Below are 15,846 nucleotides of genomic sequence, written 5' to 3'. Positions count from 1 at the left end.
TGATGAATGTTTAAACAACTTACTTTTTACTATTTTTGTCGTGCAGCTGTAAAAATCAATAAGAAAATACTAGTGAATATGATATAGTAAGTATAATTACAAATGATACCTCGAGGAGCCTGTCAGCAAGGAATTACTTTGTCCTTTCGTATACAGGCTCTTTTTTATATAAAAATTTAAAAATATGAGGAATGAACATGAACACAAAAAATAAAATGGTTCGAATGTATAAAGTGCTGTCTATGGCCTTTGTTATTTTCCTTCAGATTTATTGGTATAAGATTAGAAGAAAACCTAAAGCTGAGTGGGAAAATCTTTGGGAGAAAATAGGAGTACGCTTTCGTAAAACACTGTTTGAGTTAGAAGGTTTACTCATTAAAATTGGTCAGATATTAAGTACTCGCGGTGATTTACTACCTGAGGCTTTTATTCGTCAAATCGAGGATCTGACAGACCATGTTCCTCCCTCTGATTGGATTGAAATTAAGGATATTCTTGAAAAGGAATGGGGAAATATTCATCAACACTTTCATTCCATTGAAACTACGGCTATTGCTTCCGCGTCGATTGGAGAGGTCTATAGAGGAATATTAGAGGATGGAAATGAGGTTGCCATTAAAGTCAAACGACCTCATATCGATTCCATTATCGAGACAGATTTCCGAACGTTAAAAATGATTATTTGGTTTGCGGATCACTTTGTTCCTATTCCAAAAGAGTTTATTAATCTTAAAGTCTTGTATAAAGAATTAAAGCATGTGATTGAGCGGGAGCTTGACTATTCGTATGAACTAAACACGATTTTGTATTTCCGAGATCGATTCAAGGAGATGAATGAAATCCAAATTCCATCCGTTTATTCGGAGCTTAGTACGCCTCAAGTATTGGTGATGGAATGGGTCGAGGGAATCCGTCTGACTGATGCGGAGGCTTTGGATCAGATAGCCATAAGTCGTGTGGAACTGGCCACAAAGCTACTGAAAGTATTTCTTCCCCAATGGCTTGAACCGGGTATTTTCCATGCTGATCCGCATCCAGGAAACGTGTTAATTTCAAAGGAAGGAAAAATTATCTTGCTTGATTTCGGCATGATAGGCGAAATCACAAAAAAGGATGCCGCTTATTTTCAAGCGTTAATAGAAAGCTTTCTTTCTAAAAATTATACAAAAGCTGTTGAATGTCTTTCACATTTAGGGTTTTTGCTCCCTGAAGCGGACTCAAGAACAATAGAACGGTTATTAGCCGAAATCTCCTTTCAACCTGATCAACTAAAAGAAATGAATCTAGTGGCATTAAAATTGGAAATGAACGACTTGATTCAAGCGCTCCCTATTCAGGTTCCAACCAGATTTGTCTTTTTAGGCCGATCTTTCGTAACAATTGAAGGCATTATTAAACATTTGGCACCAGAGGCAGAACTCCTTGATCTAGGTAAACCTGTTTTTATGGAATGGCTCAATAAACAAGGGAATAAATGGGCCTTTGTTTGGCAATGGATACAATCACAGCCAGTCTTTAAAATCCTTCATTCGGTATCCGAATTTTTACATACACCTGAAAAATTAGAAAGGTTAAAGGAAATTGAACAAAGGAGACATTTTCAATTTCAAATGTATGAGAATAATAAAAAGCGATTATTCCAATTAACACTGTTTGGGTTAACAGGAATAGCAACGGGCATCTATACTTCTCACGAACTGTTATTGAAATGGGCAATTGGAATCTCTACCCTATCTGCAGCAGGTTATATAATTTGTAATTATAAGCTGAAAAAGTGGATGAAGTATATGCATGAAAAGAGAAAAGTTTAGGAAAGAGACAGAGTGTAGTGATAAGGTGACAAAGACCATCTAGAAAATGGTTAGTTTTGTCACCTTGAATTTTTAGAATGAGGATCTTTTTCTAACAGATTTTTAATTTCTTTCCTCTTGTTTCATTGAAGATATCCTTTTTTGACAGCATCGTGAATCAACCACTCAACAAAATTTTTTAGAGTCTTAGAGTTTTTAGTTGCAGCATTAATACGGGCAAGCACTTGATCCGAAGTTACTTTGTTCTTTTGCCAGGAGTAACCCTGTGTATAGTAATTCTGCAGCAATGGTTGGACTAAATCTAAGGCAGCAGCAAATTGTGCTTCATTCGTTTCTCTTTCTTCAAATTCCATCCAAAGCTCCATCATTTCGTCACGCTGATTATCCGGCAGCAAACCAAAGATTCTAGAAGCTGCCTTCCCTTCTCTTTCAGCCTTGTCAAGGTGACCAAGCTGATCGTAGGCAAACGTATCACCTGCATCGATTTCGACAATATCGTGTATTAGTGCCATTTTCATCACCTTGCCGATATCAACTGTCTTGTCTGCATATTCGCCAAGTATCACTGCCAGCATAGCAAAATGCCAGGAATGCTCAGCAGAATTTTCCCATAGCAATTCATCATGAATATCTCCAATAATTCGACTTTGGCGCATAACCCGTTTCAATTTGTCAATCTCAACAATAAACTCAATCTGCTGTTTCAATCTCTCATTTTCCATTTGCTCACCCTTCTTTTTCTATGCTTCCAACCTATTTTCTTATATTCTATCTTTCAAAAACAATCGTATCAATTTTCACTAGGTAGAAAAAATAAGTGAAAAAGGAATCACGTTAAATGAGATGGATACTGAGTATGCCCATAATACAGAGTTTTACTCATAGCTTATAAAAAAGTGCACCTGATGCCAAGGGCATCAGGTGCACTGAATGAAAGCTGATGGCAATGACCATGCAGTTGCTTTTTATACATATAAGTAGACGAATTCGGATTACTCTCCTAAATCAACCACAATCTTATATTGCAAGGCTTTCAATGTTTGTTCATAGGCTTCGCTTGACACTATGTAGTAGGTTTCATCATTATCCGTTACAACAAGCTCTTCTGGACTTTTATCTACCTGAGCGGCATCTAAGCTGAAGTATTTTTCACCTAGTAAATTTGAAATATCCATGTTTTCACCCCCCTTCTCTTATTTTAACTGTACCATTACTATAAAATAAAGAGGAATTTCTTTAACCGACATTCTTCCTTATTTGTTTTGTTTGAGTAAAAAGTTTCCCCTTATAGTTTATGGAAATAATTCCAACAGCAACTAAAGAAAGTGCAGCAAGAATATACAGATTAAAGCTTTCTCCCGGTATAAAAATGGCAGATAAAATGGCTCCGAAAACCGGAGTTAAAAAACTATATATACTCATTTCACCTGCTTTATTATATTTTAAGACTGTCGTCCATAGGGCAAATGCGACTGAGGACAATAATGCCGCATATATCAGTAAACCCCAGCCAAATGGTGTGAAGGTAATTGATTGTTCGTTTAAACTTGGGACACCTACAATCAATAAAACCAGCGAACCAATTGTCAGCTGCCAGCCAGTCAAAGTTACCGGCTGAATATCAGAAGCAAGCTCTTTTGTCATAATTGTAGTAACGGCGCTTGTAAGCCCAGACATAATCATAAAACCCTCTCCGCTCCATTGGAAATGAAATTGGAATTCCTGACCCCAATTCGCCGCAATAATTCCAGCGAACCCCGCAATCATTCCAATCGTCTTTTTCCAATTTATACGGTCGTCACGGTAATAAAAATGCGCTAACATGACAGCAAGGAATGTACCGCTCGAGGACAATATAGCTCCTTGCATACCTGATACCTTTGATAGACCGTTATAGAAGAAAAAATACTGTACGGTGGTTTGGATGATACCAAATAACATTAAAATAAGGATATGTGATCGTTTCACTAGTAGTTGATTTCGGTTCGTACATAGTAAAAATAACAAGAGAATGAGTCCTGCAAGCAGAAAACGAAGACCGGCAAACACAATCTGCGCCATTGTATCATTTGCAGCTAACTGTAATTCAACATAGCTAATCTTAAGAACAGGAAAAGCACTTCCCCATAAAATTGAACAAAAAATAGCGATACATATGACGGCCCATTTATTTTGAAATACACTTTTCAACCCCACTCATCTCCTAATAGGTCTATTCATTCCTAATCGTTTATTATAAACCTTTTTTTAGATATAAGTGTTATTTTTAAAAAACGAAAAATTCAAAAAAGGCCTCTCTATTTAAAAGAGAGACTCTATTCAAGTTATAATAACTTTACATAAAAGGTTCTATTACGCGGACCATCAAATTCACAAAAATAAATCCCTTGCCATGTTCCTAATAGTAAACGACCGCCAGTTACAATAATATGCTGTGAAGCTCCAATCGTACTTGCTTTCATATGGGCAGCTGTATTACCTTCCATATGGCGGTCAAGATTATGTACCCATGGATAAACTTCGTCAAAGCGACGTAACATATCGTGCTTCACATCAGGATCTGCATTTTCATTAATAGTAATACCGGCAGTTGTGTGAGGGCAATAGACAATGATAGCCCCATCTAGCATATTCTGTTCTTTCACATAAGCCTGAACCTTTTCAGTTACTTCAATCATTTCATCACGTTTGTTTGATTGTAAGCTAAATTTTTTAAGCACACTTTTCCCTCCCTTCTATTTTTCCTTCTTTTTCATTTATGAAAGTTCTTACCTATCTATATTTAACATATAACAGTAAGTTCATAAACCCACTTTAGCTGCTTTAAACGTATCAAATCATATTTTCTGGCAAAATGAACAGACTAATATCCTGGAGGTGTTAGAATGACTAATCAGGAAAAGAACTTTTCTAATGTTAGTTTAGGCGGTAAAGTAAATAAAGAAAAAGGGATGAACCATGATCAGCTAAAATATGGTCAAAAAGAGCGATCAGAAAATAAAAGGTAAAAAGAACAAAAAAAGCAGCACTCCGTTGAGTACTGCTTTTTTATTCTTCTGCGGGATTGGCATCCACAGCAATTGGATAGGCATCAAGAAGGGATTCTTTTGCCATTTAATTAGCGATAGGGACTAAATGCTGTCCTTTTTCATCTTCCTCGACTTTCATTAAAACCGTGTCATTCTGATTTCGTAAAAGTGCATAAGATTCTCCTTGCATTTCAAATAAAGCTTCCACCTCATAAGAAATTTGCTGTCCTTTCTCATCTTCAATTGTAACAAGATCACGAAGTGAATCATTTTCCATGTTTCTACCTCCTTAGAACATAGATACTCACTTACATTTCCCTTTTTTCTTTCCATCCATTCTAAATCATCATATGAAAGTGATTTGTAAATTCTGATTATGCAAGACATCGTCGACACAGTGTAGAATATTGTCGAAACAAGACGCATTTCATTCTCTTCTATTTATTATTTTTATCAAAAACAAAAAAACTTTTTTATGGAATTTATATGAAACAAGATTGGAAATTTAATGATACAATTTTAAAATGAAATATGAGAAATACCTACTAACCCAGTAAATATGGTGATTAAAGGAGAATCAATAAATATTTAAAAAATCTGTTGCATTGAAAAATAACCACTGTTATAATGAGAACATATTTATGAATATTCACAATATTAAACGCAAACAACTATTATTTTTGGTTTGATCGGAGGAATTCTTTTGTCTAAGTTACCTAGAGTAAATGAATTAGGTTTTTTTGAAATTCGTCTTGAATCCATTGGCGGATTAGGAGCCAATCTAGCAGGTAAACTGCTATCTGAAGCAGGTGTTGTAGGAAATGGATTTAACGGATTAAGCTTCTCATCTTATGGATCTGAGAAAAAAGGTTCACCAGTAAAAGGTCATATTCGTTTCTGTGAACCTTATACAAATATACGCGACACTACTCCTGTAGAACGTCCGCATGTAGTAGCTATTTTCCATGATGCACTATATAAAACACTAGATTGCACAAGCGGAATTTATCCGGATAGTACGGTTCTAGTAAACTCAATGAAGTCTCCTGAAGAGCTGAAAGCATTGATGAATATTGACGGCGGAATTATGGCTGTTGTCGATGCAACGAAAATTGCTTTAGAAGAAAAAACAAAAGTAAATACAGCTATGCTTGGAGCACTATATCGTATTCTAGATTTCATGGATGCTGACTCTATGAGAGATACGATTCGTCGTACATTTGAGAAAAAATATCCGCATTTAGTAGAATCCAATCTTCGTACATTCGATCGTGGATATAACGAAGTAGAATTTAAAACATTTGAAGCAAGTGCTGATGCAGTGGCTAAGCCATTTGTACGCGAAGAGGCAGTTCTTGGATATGAAACACAGCCAATTGGCGGATTAGTTATTGATCCAGGAAATAGTATTTTCAAAGATTTAAGTATTTCACGTTCTGGGGTACTTCCTCATTATCATGAAGATAAATGTATCCACTGTGCTGCCTGTGATACAGCTTGCCCTGACTTCTGTTTTGTTTGGGAAGAAGCTCCTGATAAAAAAGGCCGTCCGCAAATGTTCCTGAAAGGTATTGACTATCAATACTGTAAAGGTTGCTTAAAATGCGTACATGCTTGTCCAGTAGAAGCATTGACAAATGAAGTTGAAACAAATGATGGTTACGCTGATGCAAACCGTGTACCACATTTATTTGAATTAGTAAAATAATTTCCAAAGTGAAAGGTGATTACGTACATGTCTAAAGAGATTGTTATAGATAAAGCAAAAGCAGGCCTATCAGAAGGATCTGTTGAACAAGCGATAGTATTTGAATCAGGTAATGAAATGGCTGCATATGCAGCACACCAAATTAACTATCATATTATGGGATATTATCCAATCTCCCCTTCTACAGAAGTAGCGCAGTTCCTTGATGGAATGAAAGCAAGAGGACAACATGATATTAAATTGATTGCTGCTGATGGTGAGCACGGTTCTGCAGGTATTTGTTACGGTGCTGCAGCAGGCGGCGGACGTGTATTCAACGCAACAAGCGCCAACGGTTTCTTATATATGCTTGAGCAACTGCCAGTTCAATCAGGAACTCGTATGCCAATGGTATTAAACTTAGTAAACCGTTCAGTTTCTGGACCATTAAACATCCATGGCGACCACTCTGACCTATATTTTGCCTTAAATATCGGCTGGCCGATTTTAATGGCTCGTGATCCACAGGTTGTATATGATATGAATATCATGGCGATTAAATTAGCGGAAGATCCTGAAGTTCGCTTACCTGTTATTGTTTCTTATGATGGATATTTTACTTCTCACCAAAAGAGACGTGTTCAAGTTATTAAGGATAATGATCAAGTTCAGAAGTTTATCGGTGAAATGCCAACGAATTTCCCACATGCTTTAGACCGTGATAACCCTGTTTCAATTGGTGCTTATATGAATGAGCCTGATACAATCAACAACCGTTATCAACAATCTGAAGCAATGTATAATGCTGAAAAAGTATTCGAAAGAATCACAAAAGAATATGCAGAATTAACTGGACGTGAGTATCCAATCCTTGACCTTTATAAAATGGAAGATGCTGAAGTAGCAGTATTCATGCTTAACTCAGCAACTGAAGTATGTAAGGATGTTGTTGACCAATTACGTGCAAAAGGCATTAAGGCAGGAGTTATCTCTCCTAACATTCTTCGTCCTTTCCCTCAAAAGCAAATTGCTGAGGCGTTAAAGAACGTAAAAGCTATTACTGTTGGTGACCGTGGAGATTCTTACGGTGCACATGGCGGTAACATGGCTCTAGAAGTTAGAGCAGCACTACAAACATATGGAAACCATGATACAAAAGTGATCAACCGCGTTTATGGTTTAGGCGGTAAGGATTTCTATGCAGATGATGCTGAAAAGTTCTTCCAACTGGCAATCGATGCTGTTGAAGCTGACAAAGTTGAAGTACCATTTGATTATTTTGGTCATACACCAGGTAACCCTGAATTAGCACCAAAACGTCGTGTAGAACCATTGAAAAAAGAAGATTTACGTACAGGTCTTATTACGGTTACTCCTAATGAAGAAACTGGTGAATTAAAAGTTAAGATTCCTCCATTAAGAGCCTTAACGAAAAAACCAAAACGTATTTCTTCAGGACATGGTGCTTGCCCTGGATGCGGTATTTTCTCTGGATTAGAAACATTCTTTAAAGGAATCGAAGGCGATATTGTTGCCCTATTCCATACTGGCTGTGGAATGATTGTTACAACAGGATATCCTTACAGTTCACATAAACAAACTTATATTCACAACCTATTCCAAAATGGTGCTGCTACATTATCTGGGGTTGTGGAAATGTTCCATGAAAGAAAACGTCGTGGTGAATTTGATGCACTTGGATTAAGTGATGACTTTACATTTGTTATGGTAACTGGTGACGGTGGTATGGACATTGGTATGGGTCCTGCGATTGGTACAGCTTTACGTAACCATAAAATGATTATCGTTGAGTATGATAATGAAGGTTACATGAACACTGGAAGCCAATTGTCTTACTCTACTCCACTAGGACATATGACAAGTACTTCTGCTGTAGGACCATATCAAGCAGGTAAAGCTTTCCATCATAAAGACACAGCTCAAATCATGGCTGCAACAAATATTTCATACGTATTCACAGGTTCTGAAGCATTCCCTCAAGACCTTGTGAAAAAAGCAGCGAAAGCGCAATGGTATGCAAATAATGTAGGTATGGTATATGGTAAAATCCTAATTGCCTGTCCGTTAAACTGGAAATCAAATGAAACACTGGGACAAGAGATTGTAGATGCTGCAGTTAATTCTTGCTTCTTCCCTCTTTATGAAGTGGAAAAAGGTGTTACAAAACTTACTTATAACCCAGAAGATAAGAAGAAACGCATTGAACTTAGTGACTGGTTAAAACACATGGGTAAAACAAAACACATGTTAAAAGAAGAAAATAAAGAAATGCTTCAAGAATTCGAACGCGAAGTAGAACGTCGTTGGAACCAATTGAAAGCAAAACACGAAAGTCCATATCTATAAGATTATAAGATAAGGATGAAACCCTCTTGGAAATCCAAGAGGGTTTTCTTTATTGTTTTTCTACTCTTCATAAATCATTTTCCTAGTCATTCCTCCATCAACGACAAGGTTTATCCCTGTAACAAAGTCATTTTCCTTCGCTGTAAGATACAGGCAAGCACGTGCAATATCCTCAGGCTTGCCTACCCGTTTTGACAAATGCTGTGCATGATCCGTTTGACTTAGCTTGGAGTAATCATCTGTTTCAATCCAGCCCGGTGAAATGGCATTTACCATAATCCGATCATTGCTCAATGATGCAGCGAGTGCATGTGTAATGGCTACGATCCCCCCCTTCGTTGCAGCGTAGGATTCTGAATTTGGTTCAGACATGATGGCTCTTGTTGAGGCAATATTAACAATCGCGCCTCCCCCCTCGTTTTGCCGCATAAACTTTGCCGCCTCTCGTGATCCTAAGAAGACACTTCTTAAATTAGTTTGGATCACATCGTCCCATTCTTCTATTGATAAGTCGAATAGAGATTTAAAAACTCCCTTACCTGCATTGTTTATCAAAATATCAATCCTGCCGTATGTATGAAAAGCTGTTTCCATTAAGTGAACGATATCTGCTTCATTTCTTACATCCGTTTGGATAAAAAGAGCATCTCTCCCCTGTTCTTTAATGATTCGTACGGTTTCGGCACCAGCTTTTTCATCCACTTCAGCAACAACAACATGCGCTCCTTTATCAGCATAGGAAAGCGCAATTCCTTTTCCAATTCCCTTCCCTGCTCCTGTAACAATTACTGTTTTATTGGTAAAACTCATCTTTATCTCTCATCCCTTTCATTGTATATAATGGTTTCTGAAGTTTATTTCCAACATAATTTTCATTATCTATCTAATTTTAGAGTAATTCAATAAAAGAGAAATACACCTGTCAGTGACTGTCCTTTCTATCATGTAGTATTCGTGACATCACAGGGTTGAAATTTTCTTACTCTCTTGTTCTATATTGCTTAGATTATTTATAACGTTTTTAGAACCTTATCATTCTCTCATATTTCTCCGTGACCAATTAGTGTATAATAATATTTAAAGATAATATCGCCTATTAAACCTTATAATTTGTACATAAAGAGAGGAGAAACCGATGGAAATTAGAGCAACTGGAAAGGAATTAATGGAAGCATTAATAACGATTACGCCATGGATTGCAGAAATCATGCAGGCTGATTTGGGGTTTGCTGTTACAGATAAAAAAAAATTTGTTATCCAAAAAGATGGTAAAACGGTTAAATTAAATATTTCTCCAGGTGATCCCGTCAATCCTAAGTCAGCCATGGCTGAGGCAATGAGAACGAAGAAACCTGCAGCTAAAAACATAGATGCTTCACTATATGGAATCCCTGTTAGAATTTATGGTTATCCCCTTTTAGATGAATATCGAAATGTAATCGGTTCCGTTGGCATTGCGAAAAATATTGAAACTTGGACGGGCCTGAACAAAAGTGCTGTAGAGCTTGCTGAATCAAGTAATGAAGTTGGTAATATTATTAATCAATTCCTAAAAGTGGCCTCTCAGTTAAATGATGACAGTATTACGCTTCAAAGCAAAGCGGATGAAATCAACAATAAATTTAAAAAGACAAATCAAATTTTGGAGTCTATTAAATCCATTTCTTCTCAAACAAGATTAATTGGGTTAAATGCGGCCATCGAGGCGGCTAGAATTGGAGAGGTTGGTAAAGGCTTTGGAGTTGTAGCAAATGAAATTAGGAAATTATCTGGAAATAGTAATGATGCAAGTGTTGAAATAGAAAAAACACTGCGTGATCTCCAAGTCGAATTACAGAAGATTACAGAAGAGGTAGCAGCAATCAATTCAACTGTCATTGACCAATTAGAAAAAGCAAAAGAAATCAATTCTCGTATATCAAGGTTTGAGGAAATCTCAAAGCTTTTACTGAACTTATCTAAGCGCTTGTAATAGATTAAATGTTTGAAAAGGAACAGCTTTTAAAGGCAAAGCTGTTCCTTTTCTGTTGCTGGACTTCCCCATTCAATCCGATTATAAGTTTTTTTGCTGAAAGGATTTAATGGAAGGATTTTTAAGCATAATGCTTAACATAATAAAACCAAACAAGCTTCCGGCAAATGAGCTGACCATAAATGCAGGAATAAAGCCAAATAGAGCGGCCTCTTGACCTAGCAGGAGTGTTGCAATCGGATAGCATGCCAAGCCCCCTAATATTCCTGTACCGATGATTTCTCCGGTAAACGCAAAGGATAGTTTCTTAGTTTTCGCAAATAAGAAGGCAGCTAGCAATGCTCCAATCATACTCCCTGGGAACGCAAAGATTGAACCGGTCCCCATCATATTTCTTAATAACGAAACAGAAAATGCTTGTAAGACAGCATAGGCTGGTCCTAATAATACGGCAGACAATACATTCAAAAAGTGTTGAATCGGGAAAACTTTTGTAAATCCAATGGGTATGTAAATCAGATGGCTAGTAAGTGTTCCAATTGCAACAAACATAGCTGTCATTGTCAATTTCAATGTTTTGTTCATCTTGTTTCTCCTCTCTATAGCTGATATTAAAAAACAAAAAGCCGAATCCCTGAAAGGACCCGGCTTTGATTACAAGAAGAAAGTTAAATTAAATCCTACTTTCCTACGCCGGAATTATCCGGATCAGGTCCAAAGGGTTAAAAAACAAATGTTTTTCTCTCAGCCTTATTAAGGCACCCCTAGTAGATATCGCCTATTCATAATCTTATATTATCATAATATGATATGACTGAATTGTAAAGTAAATTCTCCATTTTCATTTAACTTTTAAAAAATGAGTCATGAATTAATTTAACAACTGTTGGATATTCTCCATCAAACTTGTTATTTCGGTTATGGTTGTTAATAGGCCTGTTTCCTCAAGGAAAGCAGGATCCAATACTCCGTTCTCTATATTTGTTAAATACAAGTCAATCCCCTCTGTGAGCTTTGTGTTCGAGTTGACGATTTGGGTATGAAGGTCTTCCGCAATTGAAGGTGGTTCAATCTCATTAAACCTTTCGATTTCCTCCTTCATGGTCAGAAGTTCGCTTTCTAAATTCTTCCTCGCGGCTTCATCTATGACAGCATCCTGTGCCAGCGTTGGTACTTCGTTGGCAAAGCTTTGAACAGTATCAATATATTCTGTTGCCTCATTGGCATATTCAACCGTGCTGTTAACCTCGCTTATGAATGAACAGCCTCCAAGAATTAGCAGGCAGCTTATTACAATAAACATAATTGTCTTTTTCATTAGTAAACCTCCCTTTTATTCTCTTTATATAGTAACATGAATGTTTAGCAAACTGAAAATAAAGCCATTTATTAATCAATTTGTTTTCTTTATTTGAAAAGATATACTATATTTATTAATATTAAACGTTATTACCAAATCAACTATTAAAGAAGGGGTATCATGAAACGGAATCAAGCTTTTAATCACAGTATCTTGTTTATTTTTGTCAGCAGTATGGGAGGATTCTTGTTTTCTTTAACAGGTCTGGGTATTGGCTGGATGCTAGGGACCATCATATTAGCTGCATTGCTTTGCTTCCGACAGCCTGATTGGCTGAAAATTACCCATTCACCCAAGGGACTTCCAGTGAGTTGGCTGAATCTAGGGCAATGGCTGTTAGCGATTGAGCTTGGAAAACAAATCAATTATTCCATTCTCCATATTTTTAGTGAAAACTGGATAACCATTTCAGTTATGCTATTACTTTCAATTGGTTTTTCACTTCTATCCGGATTACTTCTATGGAAATTTAGTAAAACGGATATGATTACAAGTTTTTTTGCTACAGCACCTGGAGGGGTAGCAACGTTGCCTGGAATAGCCGATGAGGTGGGTGCGAATACAGCAATCGTTAGTATTATCCAAACCATGCGTGTATTTTTAACTGTACTAACTATTCCAATTATTGTTTCAGCCTGGCTTGTCTCCCCTGTGGATTCCACCGTGGCTGCTAGTAACACACTTACCGCAGACGGCTTCTCATTAAGTCAGCTGCTTGGGACGGTATTATTAGGTTTGGCGGCCTGGGCCGGTTATTTTGTTGGTAAGCTTTTAAAGATTCCCGCACCCTGGCTTGTGGGCGGAATGATTTTTGTTGCTCTGTTTCAAAGTGTATATTCTTTTATTACTGGACATAATCTAGCAATCTGGTGGCCAGAGATTATTATGATACTGTCACAAATATTCATTGCTACCAGCGTAGGCTCTCGTTTTCAAAGAAGTATGTTTATTGGAGTTGGAAAAGCCGTTTTTGTGGCATTTTTAGGCACGATAGGACTAATTATCGCCATGTTTTTATGTGCGTATTTCGTATCAAAGGTTACAGGTATTTCGCTCATTACCTCTGTTCTTGCATTTGCACCTGGGGGAGTCGCAGAAATGTCGACAACAGCAGTTATTCTACAGGCAGATTCTACATTTGTTGTAGCTGTTCAAGTACTTCGTATTGTTTTTGTCATCCTTGTCCTCCCTCCGTTTTTTAGAATGTTAAATCGAAAAGAACAACAAAAGAGCATGCAATCGAAAATGTCAGTATAATGGGAAAAAGGCAGCCGCTTATATCTTGTATGCTGCCTTTTTGCTATCTAAAGACATTGATATCTTAACTACTGTATTAATTGTGAATCTTAGTGGGTTATCATAGAATAAAATTAAGAAATTTATAAGGAGCTAAAAATGATGATGGTAAAAAAATGGTTACGCGAATCCGATTATACGGTTATTTTCACTGGAGCTGGAATGTCAACAGAAAGCGGTTTGCCGGATTTCCGTTCTTCCAAGCAAGGAATGTGGAATAAGAAGGATCCAAGCAAAATTGCCAGCACAAGGGCATTGAATGAAAATGTCCAAGAATTTATCTCTTTTTACCGTGAAAGAGTCCTAGGCGTAAAGGAATATAAACCGCACAAGGGACACTTTATTTTAGCGGATTGGGAAAAGAAAGGCACGGTTAAACATATTATTACGCAAAACGTGGATGGCTTTCATCAGCAAGCTGGCAGCAAACATGTTTCAGAATTACATGGTACTTTACAAAAGCTGCACTGTCAGTCATGCGGGAAAGAATACAGCAGTGAAGAATATATTCATCAGGAATATTACTGCACTTGTGGAGGCGTATTGCGTCCGTCAATTGTTTTATTTGGAGAGTCACTTCCGGAAGAAGCATTTCACACGGCGTATGAGGAGGCCGTAAAAGCAGATTTGTTTATTGTCTTAGGCTCCTCCTTAAGTGTTACGCCTGCCAATCAATTTCCACTCATTGCAAAGGAACACGGAGCGAAATTGGTCATTGTTAATATGGAAAAAACTGATTTTGATAGGTATGCAGATGAAGTCATACACGACAGGAAAATCGGAGAGCTATTAGTTGAATTGAATTCAAACGATTCTCCTGAATAAGACGAGGATTCACCTGAATTTATCTAACGAAAAACAGCGGACAACATGTCCGCTGTTTTTATTTCATGATTTCAACTGCTTGAACGTATTTTTCATACCATGACTTCCATACTTCTTCCCGGCTGTCAATCGTTTGTCCGTCAAGCAATGCTTGAATCACATCTAAACAAATATGCCATCCTGCAAGATCTTTAGGTGTGTGGTTTGTAATGGTTTGTAACTTTTCTTTTAAGATTAACCGGCATCCATCAGCCTTTTTTTGTAATTCAAAACGAACGATATCTTCCCCCCAAGTAAATTCTAATACCGCATGATGTTCGAGGTTTGTAATCGTCATTTCTTCAAATGTACCATCACCCATATCAAACTTAATAAGGCCGCCTTTTTTTAGCGCTTCAATATGCAACTCTGAAAACCATTTGTTCAATAAATCATTTTCGGTTAAATAAGCCCATACTTCTTCAATTGAATGATGATAGTATCGTTCAAACTGTGCAAGGTATCCATTATTAACTTTTTCAATTACAGCTAACAAGTCTTCCCCTCCTCTAGCTTACCATTCTTGTTATGTAAATAAATCTTATTCATCCGTGATTTGAATCGAAAATGCCTGATCTTTCCTTTCATTCTCAGTAAAAATTCTCTCATTAAATTGAATCTCATTATCCGATATTCTAATGACGGTAGAGCTTCTTGTCCCATAATTATCACTCTTAATAAATAATGGTGAAAGCATTCTTTCCATTTCTAGAGTAACACCTGTATTCGGCAAGAGCTGATCTGGGGCTGGGTCTGAATTTTGCAGAAGCATAAAAAGCTCCTCAACCATACAACAGTCATTCATTTTTATAATAGAGGACAAACCTGCCTTTCCCTTTTGAACCTTTGGCCATTCGGTATCCAATAAATGATTGCTTAAACCATAAACTCCCGGTGTCAATCTTTTTAAATGGTCGCTTTTATTTGAATAATAGTACAGGTTATTGGCATCTCCAGCAAGCAAATTATATCCGGGGTACAAGTCTTTATTTGCAGTTAATCGTTTCATATAAGCATGAACATCACCCTTAAATTGTAATGCGTCTGCCACTAACTCCCCACGAGATCGTTTCTTCAATGAAAACTCGCTCGGGTCTCTATAATTAGTTAATGCTGCGAACCGCCCTTTTGTCGTGACGCCCATCCAAGTACCCATCTTTTCTAAATCACGTCCAGCAAGAATCTTTCGGTTATCATTCCAATAATGAGCAGATGCAGTAGGTCTTTGAAAAAATTCGTCTCTGTTTGCCGCGACAATTAGTTTATAGGTAGGATGTACATGATAGGCAAATAAAATTAAACACATCTTTTCACCTCCTTTAGATTATTCTTTACCATACATGGAAATGAATGAATTGATAGTATTATTCTGACTACTCCCACCACTAAAGCAGTGGGGTTCTCTTGTACGTGAAAGTGATTCTAAGATGACAGGTAGAAGCGTTACGAAGCTCTCCGCA

Annotated in this window: 17 protein-coding genes and 1 riboswitch; of the genes, 7 read left to right on the top strand and 10 right to left on the bottom strand. The window is 37.1% G+C overall.

What is annotated here, in order from left to right; all coding sequences use genetic code 11:
• Nucleotides 1-197: 197 nt before the first annotated feature.
• On the top strand, nucleotides 198-1,811 hold the full coding sequence (locus F4V44_RS13390; RefSeq protein WP_150440523.1) for an ABC1 kinase family protein: 1,614 nt from the start codon (nucleotides 198-200) through the stop codon (nucleotides 1,809-1,811).
• A 122-nt stretch (nucleotides 1,812-1,933) separates the two neighbouring features.
• On the opposite strand, the gene F4V44_RS13385 is transcribed toward F4V44_RS13390, so the two are convergent.
• The 4 genes from F4V44_RS13385 to F4V44_RS13370 form a co-directional block, all read right to left on the bottom strand.
• Nucleotides 1,934-2,533, bottom strand: coding sequence for an HD domain-containing protein (locus tag F4V44_RS13385; RefSeq protein WP_150440522.1), 600 nt, complete (start codon nucleotides 2,531-2,533; stop codon nucleotides 1,934-1,936).
• Between the two features lie 270 nt (nucleotides 2,534-2,803).
• Complete coding sequence (locus F4V44_RS13380; RefSeq protein ID WP_150440521.1) at nucleotides 2,804-2,986, bottom strand: hypothetical protein; 183 nt, start codon at nucleotides 2,984-2,986, stop codon at nucleotides 2,804-2,806.
• 61 nt (nucleotides 2,987-3,047) lie between these two features.
• Nucleotides 3,048-4,001: a DMT family transporter gene (locus tag F4V44_RS13375; protein ID WP_150440520.1), complete on the bottom strand. Its 954-nt coding sequence runs from the start codon at nucleotides 3,999-4,001 to the stop codon at nucleotides 3,048-3,050.
• Nucleotides 4,002-4,135: 134 nt separating this feature from the next.
• Entirely contained in the window at nucleotides 4,136-4,531 is a 396-nt protein-coding gene (locus tag F4V44_RS13370; RefSeq protein ID WP_150440519.1) for a secondary thiamine-phosphate synthase enzyme YjbQ, read from the bottom strand.
• Between the two features lie 165 nt (nucleotides 4,532-4,696).
• On the opposite strand from F4V44_RS13370, the gene F4V44_RS28140 reads away from it, so the two are divergent.
• The gene (locus tag F4V44_RS28140; RefSeq protein WP_263406661.1) at nucleotides 4,697-4,819 is read left to right on the top strand and encodes a hypothetical protein; all 123 of its coding nucleotides are present in this window, start codon (nucleotides 4,697-4,699) and stop codon (nucleotides 4,817-4,819) included.
• Nucleotides 4,820-4,925: 106 nt separating this feature from the next.
• Here the strand turns inward: F4V44_RS28140 and F4V44_RS13365 are convergent, their stop codons facing one another.
• Nucleotides 4,926-5,117 (bottom strand): DUF1292 domain-containing protein, encoded by a 192-nt coding sequence (locus F4V44_RS13365; protein WP_150440518.1) that lies wholly within the window; start codon nucleotides 5,115-5,117, stop codon nucleotides 4,926-4,928.
• 426 nt (nucleotides 5,118-5,543) lie between these two features.
• On the opposite strand from F4V44_RS13365, the gene F4V44_RS13360 reads away from it, so the two are divergent.
• Together F4V44_RS13360 and F4V44_RS13355 are read left to right on the top strand one after the other, a co-directional pair.
• A complete protein-coding gene (locus F4V44_RS13360) occupies nucleotides 5,544-6,548 on the top strand; it encodes a 2-oxoacid:acceptor oxidoreductase family protein (RefSeq protein WP_150440517.1) in 1,005 nt (334 codons plus the stop codon).
• Nucleotides 6,549-6,575: 27 nt separating this feature from the next.
• Nucleotides 6,576-8,894, top strand: a complete 2,319-nt coding sequence (locus F4V44_RS13355; RefSeq protein WP_150440516.1) for a thiamine pyrophosphate-dependent enzyme — start codon at nucleotides 6,576-6,578, stop codon at nucleotides 8,892-8,894.
• 60 nt (nucleotides 8,895-8,954) lie between these two features.
• On the opposite strand, the gene F4V44_RS13350 is transcribed toward F4V44_RS13355, so the two are convergent.
• Nucleotides 8,955-9,704, bottom strand: coding sequence for a glucose 1-dehydrogenase (locus F4V44_RS13350; RefSeq protein WP_150440515.1), 750 nt, complete (start codon nucleotides 9,702-9,704; stop codon nucleotides 8,955-8,957).
• A gap of 325 nt (nucleotides 9,705-10,029) precedes the next feature.
• Between F4V44_RS13350 and F4V44_RS13345 the strand changes: the two genes are divergently transcribed.
• A complete protein-coding gene (locus tag F4V44_RS13345; RefSeq protein ID WP_150440514.1) occupies nucleotides 10,030-10,866 on the top strand; it encodes a methyl-accepting chemotaxis protein in 837 nt (278 codons plus the stop codon).
• An 81-nt stretch (nucleotides 10,867-10,947) separates the two neighbouring features.
• Here the strand turns inward: F4V44_RS13345 and thiW are convergent, their stop codons facing one another.
• The gene (thiW, locus tag F4V44_RS13340) at nucleotides 10,948-11,451 is read right to left on the bottom strand and encodes an energy coupling factor transporter S component ThiW (protein WP_150440513.1); all 504 of its coding nucleotides are present in this window, start codon (nucleotides 11,449-11,451) and stop codon (nucleotides 10,948-10,950) included.
• Nucleotides 11,452-11,534: 83 nt separating this feature from the next.
• Nucleotides 11,535-11,642, bottom strand: a riboswitch (TPP riboswitch).
• A 95-nt stretch (nucleotides 11,643-11,737) separates the two neighbouring features.
• Nucleotides 11,738-12,184: a DUF6376 family protein gene (locus F4V44_RS13335; RefSeq protein WP_150440512.1), complete on the bottom strand. Its 447-nt coding sequence runs from the start codon at nucleotides 12,182-12,184 to the stop codon at nucleotides 11,738-11,740.
• Nucleotides 12,185-12,346: 162 nt separating this feature from the next.
• Here F4V44_RS13335 and F4V44_RS13330 point away from each other — a divergent pair, with 162 nt between their 5' ends.
• A complete protein-coding gene (locus F4V44_RS13330) occupies nucleotides 12,347-13,483 on the top strand; it encodes an AbrB family transcriptional regulator (RefSeq protein ID WP_150440511.1) in 1,137 nt (378 codons plus the stop codon).
• Between the two features lie 144 nt (nucleotides 13,484-13,627).
• Nucleotides 13,628-14,347, top strand: a complete 720-nt coding sequence (locus F4V44_RS13325; protein ID WP_150440544.1) for an NAD-dependent protein deacylase — start codon at nucleotides 13,628-13,630, stop codon at nucleotides 14,345-14,347.
• A 58-nt stretch (nucleotides 14,348-14,405) separates the two neighbouring features.
• Here F4V44_RS13325 and F4V44_RS13320 read toward each other — a convergent pair whose 3' ends face one another.
• Nucleotides 14,406-14,882, bottom strand: coding sequence for an SRPBCC family protein (locus F4V44_RS13320; RefSeq protein WP_150440510.1), 477 nt, complete (start codon nucleotides 14,880-14,882; stop codon nucleotides 14,406-14,408).
• A gap of 45 nt (nucleotides 14,883-14,927) precedes the next feature.
• Nucleotides 14,928-15,692 carry an NRDE family protein gene (locus F4V44_RS13315; RefSeq protein WP_150440509.1) on the bottom strand — a complete coding sequence of 255 codons (765 nt, stop codon included), beginning with the start codon at nucleotides 15,690-15,692 and terminating at the stop codon, nucleotides 14,928-14,930.
• Nucleotides 15,693-15,846 lie beyond the last annotated feature (154 nt).

Origin of the sequence: Niallia endozanthoxylica, from assembly GCF_008710145.1 — a bacterium.
Classification (GTDB): domain Bacteria; phylum Bacillota; class Bacilli; order Bacillales; family Cytobacillaceae; genus Bacillus_BD; species Bacillus_BD endozanthoxylica.
The sequence above is the reverse complement of the archived record's forward strand: the minus strand, read 5'-3'. Positions and strand labels throughout refer to the sequence as shown.

Coding starts and splice junctions, on each gene's coding strand:
- F4V44_RS13390 (WP_150440523.1), top strand. CDS start 198: ATGAACACAAAAAATAAAATGGTTCGAATGTATAAAGTGCTGTCTATG.
- F4V44_RS13385 (WP_150440522.1), bottom strand. CDS start 2,533: ATGGAAAATGAGAGATTGAAACAGCAGATTGAGTTTATTGTTGAGATT.
- F4V44_RS13380 (WP_150440521.1), bottom strand. CDS start 2,986: ATGGATATTTCAAATTTACTAGGTGAAAAATACTTCAGCTTAGATGCC.
- F4V44_RS28140 (WP_263406661.1), top strand. CDS start 4,697: ATGACTAATCAGGAAAAGAACTTTTCTAATGTTAGTTTAGGCGGTAAA.
- F4V44_RS13365 (WP_150440518.1), bottom strand. CDS start 5,117: ATGGAAAATGATTCACTTCGTGATCTTGTTACAATTGAAGATGAGAAA.
- F4V44_RS13355 (WP_150440516.1), top strand. CDS start 6,576: ATGTCTAAAGAGATTGTTATAGATAAAGCAAAAGCAGGCCTATCAGAA.
- F4V44_RS13350 (WP_150440515.1), bottom strand. CDS start 9,704: ATGAGTTTTACCAATAAAACAGTAATTGTTACAGGAGCAGGGAAGGGA.
- F4V44_RS13345 (WP_150440514.1), top strand. CDS start 10,030: ATGGAAATTAGAGCAACTGGAAAGGAATTAATGGAAGCATTAATAACG.
- thiW (WP_150440513.1), bottom strand. CDS start 11,451: ATGAACAAAACATTGAAATTGACAATGACAGCTATGTTTGTTGCAATT.
- F4V44_RS13335 (WP_150440512.1), bottom strand. CDS start 12,184: ATGAAAAAGACAATTATGTTTATTGTAATAAGCTGCCTGCTAATTCTT.
- F4V44_RS13330 (WP_150440511.1), top strand. CDS start 12,347: ATGAAACGGAATCAAGCTTTTAATCACAGTATCTTGTTTATTTTTGTC.
- F4V44_RS13325 (WP_150440544.1), top strand. CDS start 13,628: ATGGTAAAAAAATGGTTACGCGAATCCGATTATACGGTTATTTTCACT.
- F4V44_RS13315 (WP_150440509.1), bottom strand. CDS start 15,692: ATGTGTTTAATTTTATTTGCCTATCATGTACATCCTACCTATAAACTA.